The 23,063-nt window shown below is 66.0% G+C and carries 14 protein-coding genes; 8 read left to right on the top strand and 6 right to left on the bottom strand.

The features are described from left to right. The coding region (glsA, locus tag Q1J95_RS05585; RefSeq protein WP_300266344.1) for a glutaminase A at positions 1 to 749 on the bottom strand (749 nt) is incomplete at its 3' end. Positions 750 to 789: 40 nt separating this feature from the next. Here glsA and Q1J95_RS05580 point away from each other — a divergent pair. The 7 genes from Q1J95_RS05580 (at position 790) to Q1J95_RS05550 (ending at position 18,480) form a co-directional block, all read left to right on the top strand. After that, the gene (locus tag Q1J95_RS05580) at positions 790 to 1,983 is read left to right on the top strand and encodes an SseB family protein (RefSeq protein WP_300266343.1); all 1,194 of its coding nucleotides are present in this window, start codon (positions 790 to 792) and stop codon (positions 1,981 to 1,983) included. Positions 1,984 to 2,022: 39 nt separating this feature from the next. Continuing rightward, entirely contained in the window at positions 2,023 to 3,075 is a 1,053-nt protein-coding gene (ligD, locus tag Q1J95_RS05575; protein ID WP_300266342.1) for a non-homologous end-joining DNA ligase, read from the top strand. Positions 3,076 to 3,162: 87 nt separating this feature from the next. Beyond that, positions 3,163 to 4,191 carry a LacI family DNA-binding transcriptional regulator gene (locus Q1J95_RS05570; protein WP_300266341.1) on the top strand — a complete coding sequence of 343 codons (1,029 nt, stop codon included), beginning with the start codon at positions 3,163 to 3,165 and terminating at the stop codon, positions 4,189 to 4,191. A 161-nt stretch (positions 4,192 to 4,352) separates the two neighbouring features. Further along, positions 4,353 to 7,289 (top strand): GH92 family glycosyl hydrolase, encoded by a 2,937-nt coding sequence (locus Q1J95_RS05565; protein ID WP_300266339.1) that lies wholly within the window; start codon positions 4,353 to 4,355, stop codon positions 7,287 to 7,289. Positions 7,290 to 7,489: 200 nt separating this feature from the next. Then, positions 7,490 to 11,296, top strand: a complete 3,807-nt coding sequence (locus tag Q1J95_RS05560) for a GH92 family glycosyl hydrolase (RefSeq protein WP_300266337.1) — start codon at positions 7,490 to 7,492, stop codon at positions 11,294 to 11,296. A gap of 47 nt (positions 11,297 to 11,343) precedes the next feature. Then, a complete protein-coding gene (locus tag Q1J95_RS05555; RefSeq protein WP_300266336.1) occupies positions 11,344 to 15,090 on the top strand; it encodes a GH92 family glycosyl hydrolase in 3,747 nt (1,248 codons plus the stop codon). A gap of 141 nt (positions 15,091 to 15,231) precedes the next feature. After that, positions 15,232 to 18,480 carry a hypothetical protein gene (locus tag Q1J95_RS05550; protein WP_300266335.1) on the top strand — a complete coding sequence of 1,083 codons (3,249 nt, stop codon included), beginning with the start codon at positions 15,232 to 15,234 and terminating at the stop codon, positions 18,478 to 18,480. Between the two features lie 7 nt (positions 18,481 to 18,487). Here the strand turns inward: Q1J95_RS05550 and Q1J95_RS05545 are convergent, their stop codons facing one another. From Q1J95_RS05545 to Q1J95_RS05535, 4 genes are all read right to left on the bottom strand, one after another. Continuing rightward, on the bottom strand, positions 18,488 to 19,531 hold the full coding sequence (locus tag Q1J95_RS05545; RefSeq protein ID WP_300266334.1) for an ATP-dependent DNA ligase: 1,044 nt from the start codon (positions 19,529 to 19,531) through the stop codon (positions 18,488 to 18,490). Between the two features lie 68 nt (positions 19,532 to 19,599). Next, positions 19,600 to 19,956 carry a hypothetical protein gene (locus Q1J95_RS05540; RefSeq protein WP_366945541.1) on the bottom strand — a complete coding sequence of 119 codons (357 nt, stop codon included), beginning with the start codon at positions 19,954 to 19,956 and terminating at the stop codon, positions 19,600 to 19,602. Positions 19,957 to 19,992: 36 nt separating this feature from the next. Next, a complete protein-coding gene (locus tag Q1J95_RS15690) occupies positions 19,993 to 20,151 on the bottom strand; it encodes a hypothetical protein (protein WP_366945540.1) in 159 nt (52 codons plus the stop codon). Between the two features lie 54 nt (positions 20,152 to 20,205). After that, on the bottom strand, positions 20,206 to 21,657 hold the full coding sequence (locus tag Q1J95_RS05535) for an NAD(P)/FAD-dependent oxidoreductase (RefSeq protein ID WP_300266333.1): 1,452 nt from the start codon (positions 21,655 to 21,657) through the stop codon (positions 20,206 to 20,208). A 47-nt stretch (positions 21,658 to 21,704) separates the two neighbouring features. Here Q1J95_RS05535 and Q1J95_RS05530 point away from each other — a divergent pair, with 47 nt between their 5' ends. Beyond that, complete coding sequence (locus Q1J95_RS05530; protein ID WP_300266332.1) at positions 21,705 to 22,193, top strand: hypothetical protein; 489 nt, start codon at positions 21,705 to 21,707, stop codon at positions 22,191 to 22,193. 36 nt (positions 22,194 to 22,229) lie between these two features. Here Q1J95_RS05530 and Q1J95_RS05525 read toward each other — a convergent pair whose 3' ends face one another. After that, positions 22,230 to 22,895, bottom strand: a complete 666-nt coding sequence (locus Q1J95_RS05525) for a TetR family transcriptional regulator (RefSeq protein ID WP_300266331.1) — start codon at positions 22,893 to 22,895, stop codon at positions 22,230 to 22,232. Positions 22,896 to 23,063: the final 168 nt, after the last annotated feature.

Genomic DNA, 23,063 nt, shown 5'->3' with positions numbered 1-23,063 from the left:
GCGTAGTCGTACATGCCGCAGGTCGCCATGATGGTCATGACGTGCTGGCAGGTCTCCGCACTGGTCACTCTCTCCTGGGTGATCGGATTCACGCCGCCGTTCGCGAGCGTGGCTCCCATGACGGCGAGATCACGCGCGGTGATCAGCACGGAGCACTGCCGGAAGTAAGTGTCGAGGGTCTCGGCCACCGGGGCTGTGAGCGACCCGGCGCTGCGCATGAGGTAGGCAAGCGCGCGATTGCGATCGCCCGAGTCCTGCTCCGAGGCGAGCACGGCCTCGTCGATGCTCAGGTCGCGCCCGGCGAAAGCGCTGAGGCGGGCCAGGATACGCGCGAAGCGATCGTCAGCCGCGTCGCCGCGCACGAGCGAGGTCGTCACGATCGCGCCGGCGTTGACCATGGGGTTCGGCGGACGGCCCGTGCCGGCTTCGAGCTTGACCGAGTTGAATGCCTCTCCGCTGGGCTCGGCCCCCACCCGGTCGTGCACGGCGTCGATGCCGCGGTCGTCGAGGGCGAGAGAGTAGACGAAGGGCTTCGAGGCCGATTGGATCGTGAAGGCCACACCCGTATCGCCGCTTTCGTAGACGTGACCGTTCAGCCCGCACAGTGCGATGCCGAACAGGTCGGGGTCGGCGCCGGCGAGTTGCGGAATGTAGTCGGCGACGGAGCCTCGAGTATCGCCGAGGAGTCGGTCATGAACCACGTCGAGAAACGACGTGACGATGTCAGAGAGCTTCTCGGGGGCTGCCATGGGCCCCATGCTACGGGGGCTGCGCGTTAGGCTGACAGATATGGCTTTGTTCTCTCGCCGCAAGAAGTCCGATGACCCCGCCGCCGAGGCATCCGCCGACGCGGGATCTGCGGCCGAGGCGGATGCCGCTTCGCACGCAGAAGCACCCGCTGACGGCACGGCTGCGGCATCGGGTGTGACCGACACGGATGCTTCAGCGGAAGCCGCCGCCGAAGAGGTGCCTCAGATCGGCATCTCGGTGCAGGCTTTCCGCGGCGTCGGTGCGGCGGCGGGCCCGGAGGTGCGGCTGCCCGATGCCGATGACGCGTCGGCGAATAACACGGCCCCGCGGCTTCAGACGCCGACCGCTCCCGCGGCCCCGGCTACACCCGCCACGCCGACTGCTCCCGCTAAGCGCGCTCTTCCGCTGGCGTCGGCGTTGCCTCCCGAGCAGACCGAGTCGGTGCCCGGGATGAAAGACAACGTGCTGTTGCGCACGGCTCTGGCCGAACTCGAAGAGGGGGCCACGAACGATCAGCTGATCGGTGTGCTGCGCCAGATGCTGCAGGGCCACCTCTACCTGCGCGTGCACGGTGACGCACGCACGCAGATCAGCGAGGGCAAGCCGCTGTCGATTGCGGTCATTCGCGACGGTGAGCGCTCCTTCATGCTGGCGTTCAGCTCGGCTGTCGCCGTGCGCGATTCCGTGCAGCGTGAGAAAGAGCCGACCGCGACCTCGGCTGTCGCTCAGCCGGTGACCGCTGTGTTGCAGCAGGCTGTGTCGGGCACGTTCAGCGGGATCATCATCGATAACGCCTCCGCTCCGCACCGCGCGGTGTTCCCGATCGAGGTGATCGAGCGCGCGTTGCAGCAGGCCGACGCTGATATGACGATCAAAGCGTTGCTGGCCGCGCCGCGAGAGCAGGACACCGCGCAGAAGGTCGGCAATGCGCTGGGCAAGACCAACGTGTGGGTCGCGGTCAACGACGGTACCGGTGGCGCACCGGTCGGCATCGCTGAGGCGCGAACGACCGATGGCAAGCGCTTCTTGCAGGTGTTCACGCATCCGCTCGAGGTCGTCGCGCTCGGCCGCGGCGACAAACCCATGCAGTTCAGCCCCGAACGGCTTGCCAAGGTGCTGACCGAGCACGAGGAGATCGCCGGTGTTCTGGTGGACGCGGCGGGCCCGTCAATCGTCGTCGAGCGCGACGCCCTGAGCTCCGTGCTGGTGCTGGCGATCGATATCGACGCCTGATCCCTATCGCCGAGCGCCGAGGCGCTCTAGGGTCAGAACATGGCTTCTGAGCGTGTGACACTGACGGTCGCTGACCCGGAGGGTGAGCAGAAGCTCGATCTGTCGAGCCCGAACCGGGTGATCTGGCCCAAGACCGGGATCACAAAGGCTGAGCTCGCGGACTATTTCCAGACCGTCTCCGAGCCGTTCCTGGCTGCGAACGGGGCACGGCCGGTGTCGCTGGAGCGGTTTCGCTCGGGCATCGGCGGCGAGAGCTTCTTCTCCAAGAATCCGCCCAAGGGCACGCCCGACTTCGTCGATGCCGTCGAGGTGACCTACAACAGCGGCAGAAAGCATCCGCAGATCGTCTTGAACCGGCCGAGCGCGATCGTCTGGGCGGCGCAGATGAACACGATCGTGTTTCACCCGTGGGCATCGCTCGCGACTGACACTGACAACCCGGTCGAGTTGCGCATCGATCTCGACCCGCAGCCGGGGACGGATTTCGCGGATGCCGTCGCCGCAGCCCACGGTCTGCGCGAGGTGCTGCGAGAGGGGGATCTCGAACCGTTCATCAAGACCAGCGGAAACCGGGGCCTGCACGTGTTCTGCCCGATCGTGCCGGAGTGGGAGTTCCTCGACGTACGGCATGCCGTGATCGCGGCAGGTCGAGAGCTGGAAAGGCGGATGCCGAAGCAGACCACCATGAGCTGGTGGAAGGAGGAGCGCGGGGAGCGGATCTTCATCGACTTCAATCAGGCGAACCGCGACCGTACGATGGCCGGCGCCTACAGTCCGCGCGCGCTTCCCGCAGCGACCGTGTCGACGCCGGTGGAGTGGGACGAACTCGACGGGCTCGATCCGAGCGCCTTCACGGTGCGCAGCATCCCGCAGCGTCTCGCCGATGTCGGCGATCCTTGGGCAGACATCCAGAGATCACCCGGCCGCATCGACACGCTGCTCGGCTGGTGGGAGAAAGATCTCGACAACGGCCTCGGCGAGCTGTCCTTCCCGCCGGACTTCCCGAAGATGCCGGGTGAGCCGCCGCGTGTGCAGCCCAGCAAGATGGTCGCCGAGAATTGGGACGAAGACGGCAACCGCATCGAGGACTGAGCTCAGACGTCTGGCGGAGCCTGGTAGGTCGTCGCGGCATCCCGATCACGGATCGACGAATAGTGACTCGGTGCTAGCATCCGTCGAGTGAACCAATCCTCTGAGGGAGCGGACAGCGTGCGGCGCATCGTCCCTGCGGCCCGTCCAACCCTCAAGGACGTCGCCCGAGTCGCCGGCGTCGGGGCAGGTACAGTCTCCCGCGTGCTCAACCACCAGAACAGGGTCAGCGCGGACACCCGGGCTCGAGTGCTCGCCGCGATCGCGCAGCTCGAATATCGACCGGATGCGTCCGCAGGTGCTCTCCGGCGCGGTACGTCCGGCAGCATCGGGTTGCTCGTCGAAGACGTCGCCGACCCGTTCTACTCGCAGCTGAACGCGACGATCGAGGAAGCGCTCATCCCGCTTGACCTCACGCTGCTCACGGCTTCGTCCGCGCGCAGTCCTGAGCGGGCGATGCGGGCGCTGCAAGGGCTCGTCTCACGTCGCGTGGATGCCCTCATCGTGACGTTTCCCGAGGATGCCGATGAGACGTTTCTCAAGCGCGAAGGCGCCGCAGGCACCGCCGTCGTATTCGTCGATCGTCCGCCCCGGTCGCTGGATGCAGACTCTGTCCTCACGAATAATCGCGGAGGGGCGAAGAGAGCTGTCGAGCACCTCATCGCGCGCGGACATTCGCGGATCGCGCTCGTCAATGACCGACAGGGGCTGTACACGGCGGATGAGCGACGCGCCGGATGGCAGCAGGCCCATGCGACCGCGGGACTGCCGTCCGATCTGAGACTCGTGATGAGTGGCTCGCCCGACGACCGATTCATCGAGGATGCGCTTCGTTCGATGCTTGCGCTCTCCGACCCGCCCACGGCGGTGTTCAGCGGCAACAACCGTATCGCCGTCGGCGTTCTTCGTGCGCTGCGGGCACTCGGGGTGCGGCTCGACCATGTCGGTTTCGATGATCTCGAGCTTTCCGACCTGCTTGATCCGCCACTCACGGTCGTGGCCCAGGACCCATACGCAATGGGGCGAGCAGCTGTGGAACGCGTCGTCAGTCGCATGGCCGGCGACGAAGGCCCGGCCACCACGCTCGTGCTCGAGCCTCAGCTCGTCATCCGATCCTGAGACGCGCCGGTCGAACTTGCGCGGAACTCGCCTGAGCTTCTACGCTCAGCATGTGGAATCGATTCCACTTCGGCGAACTGGGTTGTTCGGCCGAGTTTCCGTGTCGAGGAGGACCGATGACGATGAGACCGAGCACCATCAACACCGAAGGAAGGCCTCGCTTGCGGCGATGGACTGGGGCGGCGCTCGCCGTGACAGTCGCCATCGGAATCGTGGGAGCGCCGGTTTCCGCCGTGGCAGCGGATGCACCGGACTACGCATCGCTGGTCAATCCCTTCGTCGGCACCGAGAGTGAGGGCAACGCATATCCGGGCGCGACCGTGCCATTCGGCATGGTCCAGCTCAGCCCGGACAATGCGAGCATTCACCAGTGGACCTCGTATTCGCACGAGGCAGGCCGGGTCTGGGGCTTCAGCCACCGCCACGTCAACAGTGCAGGCTGCCCTGCGGCGGGTGAACTGCTGGTCACGCCGACGACCACGTCGACACCGCAGATGGGGCGACAATTCACCGACATCGCCGGAGATGAGACGGCAGAGGCCGGCTATTACGGCGTCTCATTGACCAACGGCGTGCGCGCCGAACTCACAGCGACGGAGCGTGTCGGCGTGCACCGTTACACCTTCCCCGCGACGGAGACCGCGAACATCTCCTTCAACGTCGGAGAGACGCTCGCAGACTCACGCTCCAGCGGCGTCGAATGGGTCGATGATCGCACTCTCGAAGGATGGGTGGAGAACGCCGGATTCTGCGGAGGCACGAACCGCAGCGAGTACGTCTACTTCAGCGCTTCGTTCGATCGCACCCCGACCGCAACCGGGTTGTGGACCAACGATCAGAACTACACCCCGAACTGGCAGGAGAACCACGTCGGCGACGGACACAACGGCGCGGGGGCGACCTTCGATACGACGGAAGACGCCACGGTCGAGGTTCAGGTGGGTGTCTCCTTCGTGTCGAAGGAGGGCGCACGCGCAAACAGGGTGGCCGAGGTCGAAGAGCCCGGTGCGACGTTCGACACCGTGCGAGCGGACGCGAACGCGGCGTGGAATGACGTGCTCGGCCGCGCGGACATCACCGCCTCCGACCCCGCGAAGGATCAGTTCTACACGCAGCTGTACAAGGCGCTGCTCTCCCCGACGATCGGCAGCGACGTCGACGGACGCTATCGCGGAATGGACGGCGAGGTCCACACTGCCGACGGCTGGACCTACCACCAGACGTTCTCGCTCTGGGACACCTATCGCACCCAGGCAACGCTGCATGGACTTCTTGTGCCCGAAATCGCTCGGGACATCGTCCGGTCGATGTACCAGCATCGCGTCGAGGGCGGCTGGCTGCCGCGCTGGTCGCTTGGCTCGCTCGAGACCAACATCATGGCCGGTGACCCCGTCTCGGCCTGGGTCGCCGAGAACTTCACGCTGGGCACCGTGCCGGATGATATCGCCGACGAGCTCTGGGACGCACTCGTGGAGAATGCGACCACGGCGCCGCCTTCCGGGGTGGACTCCGTCGGACGCCAGAGCGCGGCGTTCTACCTGGAGCACGGACACATCCCGTACCACTCCGAGAATGACCCCGGTCTCGGCCAGCAGTACGAGGAGTACCGTCACGGCGGCTCGGCCACCATGGAGTTCGCACAGTCCGATGCCGCCATCGGCGCTGCCGCTCAACGGCTGGGCATGGACGACGTGGCACAGGAGTTCCTCGATCGCGGCCAGAACTGGCGCAACCTGTGGAACGACGATGTCGCTCTCTCCGGCGGTTTCGAGGGCATCGTCAACGCTGTGACGGAAGACGGTGAGTTCGTGCCGGTGGATGAATACGAGAGCGTGCAGGAATCGGGATTCCACGAGGGCACGCAATGGCAGTACCAGTGGATGGCCAATCAGGACTATGCCGGGCTGCAGGAGGTCATGGGCGGTACGGAGCAGTTCCTCGACCGTCTCGACTACTACTTCGACATGCCGTCTCTGCTGGCTGAGCCGGGTGCATCACCGTCCCACTGGGCATCCGGTGGCAGCGACTACTACTCGAGCATCGGATACAACCCCGGCAACGAGCCGACCCTCATGAATCCGTGGCTGTACAGTTCCGCCGGTGAGCCGACGCATGTGAATGACGCGCTCGCCGCCAACCTCAACAGGTTCCCGAATACTCCGGGTGGCGGTGTCGGCAATGACGACCTGGGCACCCTTGCCTCGTGGTACGTGATGGCGACGCTCGGCGTGCAGCCGGTGGCATCCGGTTCCGGGATGCTGGCGCTCAACTCGCCGCGAGTGCAGGCGGCCACCCTGCAGCTGGGGGAGGACGGCCCCACCCTGGAGATCACTGCTGAAGGAGCACGGGAGAACCTCCCGAGCTACATCGCGGGAGTGACCGTCGACGGCGAAGCGCATTCCGAGACCTGGATGGACGTCGAGGACTTCCAGGACGGCGGCACGATCGACTTCGCTCTCACGGATGATGCTTCGTCGACGGACTGGGGCACAGCCGAGGGGGACTGGCTGCCGAGCGTGGCTGATCCGGAGCGGGTGGAACCGGTGGTGGACCCCGCTCAGGACGTTGCGTTCGTCGCCGGGGAGCGAAGCACCGAGACCATCGCGACCGTGACCCTTCTCGGATCCGGTGATGCGGATGTCGCTGCGGTGGCGTTCGCCGCAGCAGAATCGGACGGTGCGCCGATCGCCGCATCCATCGACATCGATGGCAGCGTGCAGGATCTGACGGTCATCCCCGAGGGTGGCGCGTGGACTCTTGCGCTCGATGCGGAGTTCGCTGACGAGGGTGACATCAACGGCGTCGTGACAATCCGCTCGACGCAGTCGACTCCGAGGTTCGCTCCCGAGGTCTTCGCTGCGCAGTCGCTGGCCGTGACTCTGGCCGTCGTGGCCACAGAACCGACCGATCCCACAGAACCGACCGATCCTGATCCCGCGGGGCCTGGTGGCGGGTCGGAGGCCCCTGACGGTGACGGTGCTGCGCAGGATGGCTCGCTCGCGACTACCGGCGCCGCGGCGCCCATCATCGCGGTGCTCGTCGCCCTGTCGATGCTCATCGCCGGAGGGGCTTTCCTCCTGCGGCGCCGTCGCGCCTGACGGAGCACATCCAGGCAGACGCCGGATCGCAGGGGTGCAGTGCTCAGTAACTGAGAGCGCTGCACCCCTGCGCCCCGTGCCCGAGGCGACGCTGTTGCAGTCCTGAAAAACGATGATTGACAACGCTGTCATAAATCTGCAAAGCTTGACCCGCGGCGCGGGGAAGCGCCGATCACGACGACATGCCACCAAGGAAGCTCATGCCGCTGCCCACGCTCGATCACCACTCATCGACCTCGTACCGTAGCGCGATGCGTACGACGATCGCCGTGCTCGCGGCCACGATCATCAGCATCCCGGCGCTGGCGCTCTCGCCCGCGGCCGCCGCCCCCGCGCCAGCAGCCCAGTCGCTAACCGAGCTCGTGAATCCGTTCATCGGGACACAGGACGACGGCAACACCTACCCCGGCGCGAGTGTGCCATTCGGCATGGTGCAGGTCTCGCCGGACAACGGCCACAACGTGGGATACGACTACGGCAACTCTCGCATCCGCGGGTTCTCGCTGGTTCACCTCTCCGGGGTCGGCTGCGGGCTGGGCGGATTGCTGCCGGTGCTGCCCACCACCGGCATCCCGTCGACGACGCGCTATCAGGACTACGGACTCGACTACAGCCATGATGACGAAGACGCGGCCCCCGGGTACTACCGGGTTGGACTTCAGGCACCCGCCGGCACCATCAACGCCGAGCTGACCGCAACCGAGCACACGGCCGTGCAGCGCTACGCATTCCCCGAGACATCGCAGGCGACGGTCATGATCAATGCCGGTCAAGCGCTGAACTCTGTCACCGCGTCATCCGTTCGCGTCGTCGACGCACGCACGGTCGAGGCAACGATCACCTCGCGCGGCTTCTGCCAGGACACACAGCCGTTCACCGTGCACACCCGTACGACCTTCGATCGCGATATCGCATCGGCAGGCACGTGGAACGGCGATACGGTCTCGGCCGGCACCACCACCGCTGAGGGTGAGCGCACCGGCGCCTACGTCACGTTCGATGCAACAATCGATCGGGACGTCGAAGCGGTCACCGCACTCAGCTATGTCGACGCCGACGGTGCGCGCGCCAACTACGACGCCGAGGCGATGACCTTCGACGAGGCACGCAGCGCCGCAGACGCACTGTGGCAAGAGCGTCTGGCTTCAGTGCAGGTCCCGACCTCTGACCTCGAGGCCGCGCGGGTGTTCTACTCGGCGCTCTACCGCAGCTTCCTCGCTCCCAACACCGGCACAGATGTCGATGGTCGCTATCGCGGTTGGGACGGCGATGTGCATGTGGCCGACGGATTCACGTACTACCAGAACTTCTCACTGTGGGACACCTACCGCACCCAGCAGCAGCTGTTGTACCTGCTCGCGCCGTCGGAGTCGCGTGACATGGCGATCTCGGTGATCACGGCAGGTGAGCAGTTCGGCTGGCTGCCGCGATGGGGCTATGGTCCCGTTGAGACGAACATCATGACCGGTGATCCCGGAACTGCCTTCCTGGTCAGCGCGTGGAACCAGGGGCTCCTGGACGGCTACGAGGAGCGGGCATACGCAGTGCTCTCGCACAACGCCGACAACACGCCTGATGCCTCTTCTGTCGCAAACGGACGAGCCGGAAATCCTGTCTACCTGGAAGACGGATTCGTGCCGCACGAACCCGGCGAGAACGGCCGCCCCGGTGACTACGACCTGCACCACGGAGCATCCGCGACCCTTGAGTACGCGCTTTCCGATGCGCTGCTGTCCACTATGGCCGCCGGTCTCGGCCACGACGATGACGCCGTCCGGTACGCGGCGCGCGGCGAGAACTACCGAGCGATCTTTGACGAGACGACCGGCAGCTTTCGGGCACGTGATCGGTCGGGCTTCTTCGTAGGCGATCCCGATCCGTCTCAGGCCACCGGCTTCCATGAGGGAACCGCCGTGCAGTATCAGTGGCTCGTGCAGCAGGACGTGCCGGGGCTGATCGATATGATCGGCGGGCCGGATGCCGCAGAGCAGCGTCTCGACGAATTCTTCGCGTACGAGCAACTGCGGGAAGACCCTGAGGGCACCGCTCGCGACGTCTGGGTGAACGGCACCTATTCGTACTACGGCCAGCACACCTACAATCCCAACAACGAACCCGACCTGCACGCGCCGTACCTGTACCAGTGGACGGGGCAGCCGTGGAAGACGACGGATGTCGTGCGCGCCGCGCTGACGCTCTTCACCGATGGGCCCACCGGCGTCACCGGCAACGACGATCTCGGCACCATGTCGGCGTGGTACGTCCTCTCAGCGATCGGCGCGTACCCGATCGTGCCGGGCACGGACGTCTGGGGTCTGTCGACGCCCGCATTCGAGAGTGTGGACATCACGCTCGATGCCGACTGGTTCGGCACGGACAAGCTCGAGATCCGCGCGCCCGGTCTCACTGACCAGAACCGGTACACGCAGTCGGTGATGGCGTCGAGCGCACTCGGCGCCGTGACGGTCAGCCACCTCACCGGCGACGAACTCATCGGCGCGGGCACTCTGACGTTCGAAGTCGGCTCCGCACCGTCCGACTGGGCGACGGCGGCCGGTTCCGCGCCGGGAGCGCTCGTGTCCGCCGGAGAGGTACCCAGTCGCCTCAGGGCGCGTCTATCGCCGACGCATGCGTCCGTCGAGGCCGGGGGAACGACGACGATCTCGGTCGATGTACTCACTCATGCCGAAGGCGAGTCCAGCGGCAGCATCCATATCGACGGGACCGGCGAGGTTTCGGCATCCGTCGGTGACGTCGACTGGAGTCTCTCGTCAGAGGGCCTGCCGGTGTCGACGCAGGTCCCGGTGACTCTCGCAGTCCGTCCCGGCGTCGTGGCGGGCACATATCCGCTGACCGTGCAGGTGACCGATGACGCGGGCAACACGGTCGACCTCGAAGCCACCGTCACAGTCGGCGACGCATCCTGGTTGTCCGCACACTTCGACAACGTGGGCATCGGTGATGCGAGATCAGACAATGCGGACTTCGACGGGAGCGGGTTCTACTTCCTGCGTGATGCGCTCGCCGACCTCGGATTCGTCCAGGGTGCGGCAGGCATCGTGCCCGACACGGCCTCGACGTTCGTCGTGCCGGCGGTCGGAGCAGGAGCGGCCGACAACATCCGCTCGAACGGTCAGATCCTGGAGGTTCCGGATGCCTTCCGTCAGTCCACCTCGTTGAGCCTCGTGGGCGCCACGAACAACGGCTCGCCGCACGCAGGCGGCGCACTCCAGATGCACTTCACCGACGGCACCACGGCCGACGCGCAGGTCGAACTCAGCGACTGGTGCACGGCAGAGCCGGCGGCAGGCAACGTCATCGTCGCCAAGGCGGGTCAGCGCGGCGACAACGCCAACGACCCGCAGAACATCGGCTGCGGCATCTACGCGACCGCCCCGGTCGCTGTGCCCGAGGGCAAGCTGCTGCAGTCGATCACTCTTCCTCCGGCGCCCAACATGCATGTGTTCACCGTGGCTTTCGAGACACCCAACCCCGTCACCCCGGTGCTTTCCAGCGAGGTCTCGACGACCGAACCTGCCATCGGCGAGGCCGTCGTCGTCACGGTGCGCTCGGAGCCGGCAACGGCTGAAGGCGAGATCATGCTCACGCCGGTCGGCGATGCCGGCACGGATGACACAGCGGCGCTGGCGCTGGCCGACGGTGTCATCAGGGCGCCGCTCGTCGACGGCGTCGCCGAAGCCTCCGTGCGCGCGACAGCGGAAGCGACGTCGTACCGCATAGAGTTCGTGCCGGCCGACAACACCCGATTCTCGCCGACGAGCCTCGCAGACGAGATCGTCGTACAGGGCGTCCGAGCCGGTGATGGCCCAGGCACCGGTGGCGCAACGGATCCTGACGAAAACGCGGGTGCAGGCGACACCGCGTCCGGCGGCGACCTCGCTGCCACCGGCGGCACCGTCTCGCTCGCATTGGTCGCAGCCGCCCTCGTCGCGCTCGCAGCCGGCGCGCTGCTACGAGCGAGGCGCCAAGCTGCTCACACCCGATGAACCCCTTGCAGATGTTCCACACCCGTACCGATAACCGAGGTCTTCCGATGTCCAGTCCCGTCATTCAGCCAACAAGACGCCCCCTGCGATCGCGCATCGCGGCCGGTGCCGTGGCCGCAGCGCTCGCCGTCGGCGGCGCCGCCGTCGCCCCTGCCGCAGCTGCCGAGCCCGACTGGATCAGCGACCCCGCGAGCCACGTCGACACGCTCAACGGCACGGGCATCGGCGGGGAGCAGGTGGGTTCGATCAACAACTTCCCGGGCCCGGCAGTGCCATTCGGTATGGTGCAGTTCTCGCCCGACACGACTGATCCCTACGCCGGGTATCAGTATCACAACGACCGGATGACGGGGTTCAGCATGAACCACGCATCGGCGGGGTGCTACGTGTTTGGCGACATCCCGGTGCTCCCGGCGACGGGTGATATCGGTTCGGAGCCGTGGTCGGCAACCCAGCGCTACACGCACGATGACGAGATCGGCGAACCCGGCTACTACGCTGTGAGCTTCCCCGATTCCGGCATCCGCAGCGAACTCACTGCGACCGACCGCGTCGGCGTCAGCCGCATCACCTATCCGACCGGCACGCCCGCGCAGTTCATGGTGCGTCCAGGTGGCTCACTCAACGGCAACAGCGCCGCCAACCTGCAGGTCGTGGACTCTCGCACCGTTGTGGGATCGGCGGCGACGGGAGACTTCTGCGGCAAGGGCAACACCTACAAGATCCACTTTCAGCTGAGCTTCGATCACGACTTCACCGCGCACGGCACGTGGGACGGGCAGTCAGTGCAAGCGGGATCGGACGCGGTCTCGTCCGCCGACGCGGGCGCCTACTTCACGTTCCCCGAGGGGATCACTCTGCAGGCGAAGGTCGCGGTGTCCTACGTGTCGATCGAGGGCGCCGCAGCCAATATGGCCTCCGAGGTGCCGGAGTGGGACTTCGACGGTGTACGCGCCGAAGGCGAGGCCCGCTGGAACGACGCGCTGTCGCGTGTGCAGATCTCGCAGGGGCCGGATGCCGACGTCGAGACGTTCTACACTTCGCTGTACCGCTCGCTGCTGCACCCGAACGTCTTCAACGACGCCGATGGCAGCTATATCGGCTTCGACGGCGAGATCCACACCGTCGAGGAGGGGCGCACGCATTACGCGAACTTCTCCGACTGGGACACCTACCGGACGCTCATCCCGCTGCAGACGATGCTGTTCCCTGACATCGCTTCCGACATGGCGCAGTCGCTCGTCGTCGACGCCCAGCAGTCCGGGTCGCTGCCGCGTTGGCCCGTCGCGAACTCCGCCACCGGCCAGATGACCGGCGATAGCGTGAGTGCCGTGCTGGCACAGATCCACGCGTTCGGTGGCACGGATTTCGACGCGGATGCGGCGCTGGACTACATGGTGGCCGCCGCAGATGACGGCGGAGCAGGACTGGACGGCTACGTGCAGCGGCCAGGCGCAGAGATCTACGCAGAACGCGGCTACGCACCGCAGGTAGAGGCCTTCCGTGGTGACCACCAAATCGTCGGCGGGTCGATCACGCTCGAGTGGTCGATCGATGACTTCGCCATCGGGCGCATGGCGGCCGCACTCGGCGAGGACGACGTGGCAGAACGGTTCCAGACGAGATCCAACTACTGGCAGAACCTGTTCGACCCCGCTCAGAACGCGATCGCCGCGCGCGCCGACGATGGCACGTTCCTCGACGCCTCCGACTTCGGATCCGGCTTCGGCCAGCCCGGCTTCGACGAGGGCAACGCCGAGCAGTACCTGTGGATGGTGCCCCAGAACATCGGGGGACTCGCCTCGGCGCTGGGCGGGCGCGAGGCGACGACCGATCGACTCGACACGTTCATGACGAAGCTCAACGCGGGCCCCAACGAGCCGTATCTGTGGGCGGGCAACGAGCCGAACTTCCTCGTCCCGTGGATCTACAACTACCTCGGTCAGCCGTCGAAGACGCAGGCCGCAGTCGACCTCATCCGCACCTCCCTGTTCACAGCCGAGCCTGATGGTGCCCCCGGCAACGACGACCTCGGTGCGATGTCCAGCTGGTATGTCTGGGCTGCGATGGGCATCGTCCCCGCGACGCCGGGCACCGCGCTGCTCACAGTCAGCACGCCGGTGTTCGACCATGTGCGCATCGCGCTCGACGGAGATCGCTCGCTCACGATCAACGCGCCTGGCGCGACCGGTGGCGAACGCTTCATCCAGGCGCTCAGCATCGACGGGGAGGCATCCGACATTGCTGCACTTCCCGAGGGGCTGTTGGGCACAGGTGGCGTTGTGGACTTCACACTGCAGGCCGAGGCAGACTCACTGTGGGCGACGGACGAGTCCGCGGCTCCGGCATCCTTCGGCGGAGGCGGAACAGGGTTCGCGCTTTCGACGAGCCCAGCGATCGTCGACGCGGTCACCGGTCAGAGCGCGACGGCAGAGGTCGTCGCTCGTGCATTCGATGGCGACATCGAACACATCGAGATCGCGGCATCGGCTGCAGAACCCGGCATCACGGTGGAGGGTGCGACCATCGAGGTGAGGATCGACGGAGCCTCGAAGGCACCTCTCACGATCGAGGTCGCCTCGGATGTCGCCGACGGCTACTATCCGATCGACGTCGTCGCGACCGCGGGAGAGTACGAACGCACGCAGACGCTCACGGTCCGGGTGGCGGGCGAGGGCAGCTTCGCCGCTGCGATGGACCTCATCGGCACAGCGACGATCGACACCCGCGATGGGGCGAACTTCGACACGGCAGGCAACAGCTATGCACGCGAGGAGCTTGCGAAGGTGTCGCTGACGCCGGGCAGCACATTCGCGGTTGGTGATCTGCAGGCGACCTGGCCGGCGAGTCCGGCAGGATTCGCTGACGCCGTGCAGCCCGACGGGCAGACGATCGTCGTCGCGAACAACCCGACGTCGCTGTCGTTCGTCGGCGCAGCTCGAGACGGTGGCGCGCAGTCGCAGGCCACCGTCACGTTCGACGACGGGACGACGGCGGATGTTCCGCTCGAACTCGGCGATTGGGTGATCCCCTCGTCGAGCGGCGAGCCCGTGTACGGCAACTCCGTCGTCGCGCAGATGCCGATGCGATACGCGGTCACAGAGCTCCAGGGCGCATATGTATACGCCACCGCCCCGTATGTCGCACCGGAGGGTCGCACGATCGTGAGTGTGACGCTCCCCAGCGGCGGTGACGCCGAGCGGCTGCGGCTGTTCGCGATCGCGGACAATGGCGTCGCGCCGAGTCCGGTGGCGACAGCGCTCGAGGTGGCGCTGTCCACCGACACCGTGGTCGAGGGTGAGTCATTCACCGCCACGGTGAGCGTGAGTCCCGCGGTCGAGGGCTGGATCGTCGTCGACGAGCCGGGACAGGCCGATGCGCGTGCCGCGGTACCCGTAGACGGCCTGGCCGTCGTCGGCGGCACGGCTGACATCGAACTGACGCCGAGTGGCGAGGGAACGCATGCATATCGTGCAACCTTCGTTCCGGCGTCTCCGGATGAGGCGCAAGGCTCCGAGATCGAGTTCGAGGTCACGGTCGTGGCAGATCCAGGCACGGACCCCACGGACCCAGGCACGGACCCAGGCACGGACCCCGGAACCGACCCAGGAACCGACCCAGGAACCGACCCAGGAACGGATCCAGGAACCGGATCCGACAGTGCCAGCTCGGTCCCAGGCGGAACGCTCAGCGAGACGGGCACTTCAGGGACGGTTTGGACGCTCGTGGGATTCGCAGCGCTGGCCGCGATCGCCGCATCGATTCTCCTCATCCAGCGGCGCTCGCGTGGCTGAGGAGCATCAGATGACTGATGTGAGGAGTGATCGATGAGGCGATCGATGACACAACGCGTCGGCGCCGGCGCAATCGCAGTGGCATTCGTTATCACTGCGATGGGGGCCTCGTCAAGCGCGATCGCAGACGCGGCGCCCGAAGTGAGCACGGACCTCCTCGCTGATGCCACCGACGGTCAGCAGCGCTGGTTGTCGGTGCCCGGCTCACGCATCGTGCTCAATCCTTTCGATTTCGGTGGATCCGGCAGTGAACTGGATCAGACGGCGGGATCGGGGCTTCCCCTGCACCTCGGCTACTATGCGAGCGACAACGCTCTTCAACAGAAGCGCTTGCTCGAGGTCTTTGCGACGTCCGGAGACAGCGATGAGGGGAACGCCTACCGTGCTGCCCTGTCGGAGTCCTTTGATGACGTGGACGGCTGGTCGACCCACGGCGTCAGCACCCATTCCGATGCTGGCATCGCCCACCTCGTTTTGGATGGCTCGAACGAGTGGGGTCATATCGAGCGCACTTTCGAGGTGGCGGATGTCGCCGACACCAGATACCTCACGATCGACATCGCTGCGCTCAGCCCTGACACCACGTGGAACGTGAAAATCGGCGGCGATGACGGAGATGACCTGCCTCAGTTGCAGGCGGACTCGACCGAAACCGGGGTGGCCACGTTCGACCTCGCCGACGCCTATGGCTGGGAAGACGGCGCACGAACCGTCACCGTGAAGATCTATGCGGTCAACAAGTCAGGTCAGCCGAACGGATCGATCGACGTGAGGTCGCTTTCGCTGCACAACGGGGAGGAGCTTCCCTGGGCCGACTCCGCTGACGCGCTCGTCGACGAATTCTCCGACGTCGCGTCCTGGAGCACTGCCACGAGTGCAGGCAACTCTGCGAGCATCACGTCCGACGCCGCCCAGGCGACGGTGCATTTGGGCGAGGACCGCTTCGGCGCTGTCGAGCGAGAGATCACAGTCGATCTCGACAGTACGCCGCTGTTGAGCGTGCGGGCCGCGAGTACCTCCGGCCACTGGGCGCTCAAGCTCTCGACCGGATCCGGTGACGACATCACCCTGCAGTCGGACACCTCCCAGACCGGACTGCTGACCTACGACGTCGCCGGGGTCACCGGCTGGAGCGGTGAGCGCTCGTTCTTCGTCAAGCTGTTCCACATCGGCGCCGCGGGGCACAGCACGTTCGACGACCTCGGATTCCACGTGGGTGGCCCTTGGTTGCAGTCGGCGAGTTCTTTCGAGAACCAGTGGCGCCCCGAAGCACTGGAATCATCCGGCCAGTACGCCGACGGCGCGATCGAAGTCGTCGACGCCTTCCATGACGAGGACTCGTTCTCCCGAACGGTGCACGCGACGACGGAAGGAACAGCGCTCGCCGGATCGTATGACGGAACAGCTTCGTTCGACGCGGAATCGAATCTGCTCACAGTCGCAGGCCAGTACCATACCTACTCCATTGCGCTTCCTGAGGATTCCGAGGTGCGCTTCGGTGCCTCGGTCTCAGAGTTGGCCTTCGGCGGCGGAGCCACGACGCCACTCGACGGCAACGGTGCGTGGGCGGCTGCGTTGGTCGATGACGATGAGGATGCCGTGGTCGGCGTCGGCCTGGCCGTGAACGATATGCGTGTGAGCGCTGATGCCGTCGCAGCCTCCCGAGAGCGCGCTGTCGCTGCGACGCAGGATCCGACCGGCGACCGGGGGGCGTGGACGTCGTTCTGGAACGAGTATCTTAACCGCATTCCCGCGGTGCAGGACTTCTCCGTCCAGCGGGTTGCGGACGGCGGCGTCACGGCCGATGAGATGCGCCATTTCTGGTTCATGGCCTGGGTCAATCTCGAGATGAACGTCCTGCCCGCGACACCGGAGACCGGCAACGAGTTCGCACAGCTCGGCACCGGTAAACCATCCATGTGGATGAACGGCACACCGGGGACGAAGAATGTCGCCAGCTGGGACTCTCTGCTCGGCATGCAGCAACTCGTCTACGTAGACCCGGACAACGCGTGGGCGTCATTCCAAGGCATGATGGCACTGGTCGAGGATGGACCGGATGCCACGGAGCCGAGTGACGAGGCGTATGGAACACGCGGCGAGCTGGGCGGCGAATCGCTTCCGTCGCGTAAGGCGCAGACCGCGTGGATCCTGTACTCCGTCACGGGCGACCGCGAGAAGCTCGAGAGCATCTACGACAAGCTTGCGCTGCACCTGAACTGGGAGCGCTACAACATGCGCTGGGTGCTCGGCGAGAACAACCATTTCGACGAACGCGACAGTGAGTTCGTCACCTCCCTCGCCTACGACCTCGGGTTCGCGATCAAGATCGCTGACGAGCTCGGGCTCGACGACGACATCCCGAAGTATGAGTCCGTGATCTCGGAGATCACATCGAGTTATTCCGACTGGTTCTTCCCGAGCGCGGCCGACGGCAGTGGCAAGGTGTGGGACACCGTGCAGAAGGTCTATCTCGATGCATCGCGCGCGGAGGTGCCGTTCGGCGATGACACCGAGGGCGAGCCGTTCCGCAATGAGAACGGACAGTGGATTCGTGCCGGATTCACGTTCTACACGTCCACCGCGTTCGTCATGGACGAGTTGGACGACGATTCGACGGTCGCCGTGATGGACCGCTTCCTCGACGACTATGACGAGACCGCGCAGCTGTCCGGGATTGGCGACTTCGCTGTGAAGGCTCCGGACATCCAACTCATCGCGTACGGGCTGTTGGACATGGATCCGATCGTCGGCTCCGACGAGGCCGAACTGCGCGATCGCGCTACGGTGCTGATCAACTCAATGATGCGTGACATGGTGCGCAGCGGCTGGTTCGCCGAGGTGTACTACGCCGGTGGAGAGCCGGGCGACCCGGTGGGTGCCCGCGGGGTGCGTCCGTCGCTGTTCGGCATCTCGAACTACATCGATTTCGTGCTCATGGCCAATGGCGTGCGCACTGATGAAGGCGATCCGACATTCGTCCGTCTGGGCGGCGCGAACGGCGGGGTCAGTGGACTGACGTATCGCGGAGAGCCACTGGACGTCGACATCGATGGCGATTCGATACGGTTCGCCGGCGAGGCGTCAGACGGCGCGTGCGATGCGATCGACGTCGCAGAGGGGCAGACCGTGACCTGGGCGGAGGACTGCGTCGATGCCGGTGAACCGGGTGAACCGGGTGAACCGGGTGAACCGGGTGAACCGGGCGGCGGTGCCGGTGACTCGCCGGCGGACACCTCCGCTGGAGTCGGCGGCGCGCTCGCCGCAACAGGTGTGGACGGATCTGCCGCTCCGGCCCTTCTGTTGATCGCACTCACGCTCGGCACCGTCGGGTTCACACTTATTCGACGGAGAATCTCTGCGCATGCGACAGTGGTGAGGGAGGACTGACTCAAGCTCACGTCAGAACCTCGGCGAGGTCATAACCCTCCACGGTCTCGAGCTGGTCGTAGGTGCAGGAGCGGGCATCTCGATCCGGACGCCAGCGCTCGAACTGCACGGTGTGCCGGAACCGGGCGCCCTCCAGCTGGTCGTAACGCACCTCCAAGACACGCTCGGGTCGCAGCCGCACGAAAGAGACGTCTTTGGCGCCGGTGAAGCGAGATCGTTCGCCTTCGCCCTTCACCGCGGCACCCTCGTCGTCGCGCTCGACGAGCGGTGCGAGCTCGTCGATGAGCTCTTGACGGCGTGTGTTGCTCCACGCGGCGACGCCACCGACCTGTCGGAGCACTCCGTCATCGTTGTAGAGGCCGACCAATAGCGAGCCGACACCCGAGCCGGATTTGTGAATGCGATAGCCGAGCGCGACGACATCTGCGGTGCGCGCGTGTTTGACTTTGATCAGCGTGCGCTTGCCAGGTGCGTAGAGCTGATCGAGAGGCTTGGCCACGACGCCGTCGAGGCCGGCGCCTTCGAACTCGGCCAGCCATTGGACGGCGACGTCGCGGTCTTCGGTCGTGCGCGTCAAATGCAGCGGATGCTGCGCGTCGGCCAGCATCCGCTCAAGACGTGCTCGGCGTTCGCCGAAGGGGACACTCTGCAGCAGATCGTCGCCCTCGGCGAGCAGATCGAACGCGATGAACATCGCCGGAGTCTGTTCCGCCAGCAGCGCGACGCGAGACGCTGCCGGGTGGATGCGCTGGCTCAGCGCCTCCCAATCCAGCCGCTGCGAGCGCGGTGCGCCGGTGGCGACGACGATCTCGCCGTCGAGCAGGCACGGGCCGGGCAGCAGCGGAGGCAGCTTCTCGACGAGTTCGGGGAAGTAGCGGGTCAGTGGCTTGGCGCCACGCGATCCGATCTCGAGCGTCTTGCCGTCCCAGGCGATGAGCCCGCGAAAACCGTCCCACTTCGGCTCGAACAGCATTCCGCCGGTCGTCTTGGCCGGATCGGGCACCGCTGCCGCGGCCTTGGCGAGCATGGGGGAGGGGATCTCGTATCGCATGGGACCATCCTGCTCCGGCGAGCGTGTCGGCGGAAGTGCGAGGTGATGCTTGAGCGAACCGTTGTGCGCTACTGCCGGCGCTCGGCAGTGACTTCTGCGGTTTCGTCGACGGTTTCGGCATCTTCACGATGCGCGGTGGCGTCCTCGCTCTCGGGCTGCAGCCCCTCCGCGAGGTATGCGAGTCGGTGCAGAGTATCGGCGTTGCGCCATCGCAGCAGGACGTCTGCGAGCGGGCGTGGCACGAGAGCGGCCGGTCCGCTCGTTGCTTCTTCCCGGATCCTGACGACGCAGCCGTCTCCGCGCGGCTTGACCTCGATGGTGCCCCGAGCCTCTCCGAGGGGCCACCCGCGCGCGATCATCACCATCTGGTGGGGCGGATCCCAGGACGCACTGCTTGTGGTGTCGTTGATGACCGCCGGCCACACGCCGACGGAATGATGCAGCTGTGCACCCGAATGCGGCTAGTCTGCGTCGACATCGCGCATGCGCGTCGCGCCGACCACCCAGGAGGGAAAAATCCACCCGTTCTCGAGCACACGGAAAACCGCGCTCGGCGCGCAGCGGAGTTCGCGGACGTTCTTCGCCATTGCATCCTCGCCATCGTTGGTTGTGCCTGTCACGTTATGGGCTCAGAGAATGCTGACGAAGAGGGTTGACAGCGCTCAGGTGAAGACTCAGCCGAACAGGTCGTGGAGCGACGCCGGGGTTCCGGCATCCTCGAGCACCGTGCGGGCGGCGTGCCAGCCGGCCATGCCATTCACACCGGGCCCCGGCGGCGTCGACGCCGACGCAAGATACACGCCCTGCATGGGTGTGCGCCATGGATGTGTCGACAGCACCGGTCGCGCCAGCGCCTGCGGAATCGTGAACGCACCGCCGAGGATGTCGCCGCCGATGTTCGCCGGGTTGATCGCCTCGCGAGCGGACGCCGGAACCGATGCGTGTGCGAGGATTCGGTCGCGGAAACCGGGTGCGAAACGCTCGATCTGACGCGTGATGAGCTCGGTCGCGTCGAGCTCGGAGCCCTGCGGTACGTGGATGTATGACCACAGCACGGCCTTGCCATCCGGGGCCCTGGTGTCGTCGAGCACGGATGGCTGCACCGCGAGCACGTAAGGGCGGTCGCTGACGCGTCCCTTCGCCACAGCGTTCTCGCTCTCCCACACCTCGGCTTGCGTGCCTCCGACGTGAACTGTGGGGGACTGCGCGACCTGCGGGTTCGTCCACGGCACCGGTCCGTCGAGAGCGAAGTCGACCTTCGCCGCCCCGGGCCCATACCGGAATCGCGAGATCGCCCTGGCATACCGAGGTGGAGTATCCGGATGCGTGAGAGCGAGGCGCGGCGACGCGTTCAACAGCACCACATCGCCGCGCGCGGCGTCGCCCCAGTCGAGGGCGGTGAGGTCGGTGATGTGGCTGCCGGTTTCGATGGTGCCGCCGTGTGCGGCGAGATCGGATGCCAGGGCATCCGTGATCTGTTGTGCTCCGCCGCGCGGATACATCCAGCCACCGGCGTGTGCCTGGGCAGCCAGCAGCAACCCGGCCGCCGTGCTGGCAAGCGAGGGGAGAGGGGTGTTGGCATGCGCGAGGACACCCGACAGGAGGGCGGCCGCCTCGTCTGTGCGGAATGCGCGGCGTGCGAGCGGTGTGCCCTGCTCGAGCATCCGCAATGCGAAGCGCACAGCCGTGATCGGTTCGCGCGGTATGCGCAGCAGCTGATTGCCGGTGAAGTCCACGACGCCGTCGATGTGCTGGCTCAGCGGGCGGATGAGCGAGCGCCAGGCACGGGCATCAGCGCCGAGGTCGTCAGCGGTTCGCTCGATGTCGTGCCAGGCGATTGCCGCGCGACCGTCATCGAGAGGGTGCGCGTAGGAGATCTCGGGGTAGATCCATTCGATGCGCTCAGCAAGACCGAACGCCTGGAAGAACGGCGAGGCGAGCGTCGCCGGGTGCACGGCTGAGCCGACGTCGTGCCGAAAACCTGGCAGCGTGAGGTCCGTCGTGCTCACGCTTCCGCCGACCGTCTCGGCTGCTTCGAGCACGCGGACGTCGTAGCCGGCGCGGGCGAGCGAGACAGCTGCGACGAGTCCGTTCGGTCCGCTGCCGATGATCGTCGCTCGTGTCATACGGCTCAGTCTTTCAGAGAGGCCGACCTCGTGCGATCCTTGAAGTGATGAACGAGATCCAGGGGCCCACGCCCGCAGGCACGTCCCGTCCGTATCGCAACCTCACCGAGGCGCTTCGTGCGCACCGGATCGACCCCGCCAATCATGAGTTCATCACCGCGATCGTGGATGCCGTCGGCATCACGAGCTTCATCGACCGGGGTCGCTACATCGAAGCGATTCGCCGAGGCGACGGCGCTCCACTGCACATCGGCAAGACGTACACCAACGGCTTCACTGGAGACGAGCAGGTCGTCGTGGGATCGGCGCGGCTGCGGTTGCAGCCCAGCGAGGGCCGTGCGCCGTACTTCTACGCCATCCATCCCAGCGAGTTCGCGCCGAGCACGCCCGCCAAGAAGCGGGCAGCGCGCGTGTCGCGTTCGAGCGTCGCGGCACCGGCCACACCCCGGTCGAAGCCCGCGAGCGAGCGCGACTACGGAGTGTGCGACGTGTGCTTCATGGTGCGAACCGCCTCTGGCGGCTGCGGCTGCGACTGACACGCACGGCGCGGTGACGTCATAACGCGCGGAGCTCTAGTCGTCGAGCTGTGCCTGCAGTCGCTTCGAGACTTCGGCGATCGGCATCGCCCGGGGGAAGACAGCGACCACCACGTCGTCGGGTGATTCGGCGGCGTCTTCGTCGAGCACGCCGTACCGGCGCCGTGCGTCATCGAGCGCCGACTGCAGTACCGACGGTGCGATGCGCTTGGTGCCACGCAAAAGCTGACGCAGTACGTGGTTGTGTACGGCGGTGACGAGTGCGGCGAAGCCGACGGCATCCAACGGGTCGATGCCGGGCAGCGCCCGTCGCAAGTATTCGTCGAAGAGCCGCTCGTACCGGAACACCGTCACGATCTCACGCTCGCGCAGAGCGGGCACCTGGCGAACGACCTGGTACCGCAGCCGGGCGAGCTCGGGGTCGTTCAGGAAATAGGCGAAGACCTGCTGCGCGGCCTGGCACACGGCATCCCACGGATCAGAGTGGCCCTCGGCCAAGAACGCGCGCAATCGCGACAGCAGCATCTCGTGATCGACGAAGACGACATCTTCTTTACCGCCGAACTGGCGGAAGAACGTCGAGCGGGAGACGCCGGCGGCCCGAGCGATCTGCTCGACCGACGTCTGATCGAAGCCCTGATGCTGGAACAGTTCGAGCGCGGCGGCCACGACGCCGGTGCGCGGTTCTGCGATGGGTTGCATAGCGAGAAGCTTAGGCGTCTCAGAGCATTCAGACAGAGGTAGTAGTCTGGGATATTGGTCGATATGTCGACATGGAGAGAGTTTCGTCCCGCAGCACAGTGTAGGATGCACAGTTGATCTGTACGAGTACCAGGCTTGATACGTTTTCGAGAAGTTCTGAGTGCCGTT

It is taken from the genome of Microbacterium sp. (assembly GCF_029263575.1).
Lineage (GTDB): Bacteria > Actinomycetota > Actinomycetes > Actinomycetales > Microbacteriaceae > Microbacterium.
This window is presented reverse-complemented; position numbering and strand designations above follow the sequence as displayed.

Coding starts and splice junctions, on each gene's coding strand:
- Q1J95_RS05580 (WP_300266343.1), top strand. CDS start 790: ATGGCTTTGTTCTCTCGCCGCAAGAAGTCCGATGACCCCGCCGCCGAG.
- ligD (WP_300266342.1), top strand. CDS start 2,023: ATGGCTTCTGAGCGTGTGACACTGACGGTCGCTGACCCGGAGGGTGAG.
- Q1J95_RS05560 (WP_300266337.1), top strand. CDS start 7,490: ATGCCGCTGCCCACGCTCGATCACCACTCATCGACCTCGTACCGTAGC.
- Q1J95_RS05555 (WP_300266336.1), top strand. CDS start 11,344: ATGTCCAGTCCCGTCATTCAGCCAACAAGACGCCCCCTGCGATCGCGC.
- Q1J95_RS05545 (WP_300266334.1), bottom strand. CDS start 19,531: ATGCGATACGAGATCCCCTCCCCCATGCTCGCCAAGGCCGCGGCAGCG.
- Q1J95_RS05535 (WP_300266333.1), bottom strand. CDS start 21,657: ATGACACGAGCGACGATCATCGGCAGCGGACCGAACGGACTCGTCGCA.
- Q1J95_RS05530 (WP_300266332.1), top strand. CDS start 21,705: ATGAACGAGATCCAGGGGCCCACGCCCGCAGGCACGTCCCGTCCGTAT.
- Q1J95_RS05525 (WP_300266331.1), bottom strand. CDS start 22,895: ATGCAACCCATCGCAGAACCGCGCACCGGCGTCGTGGCCGCCGCGCTC.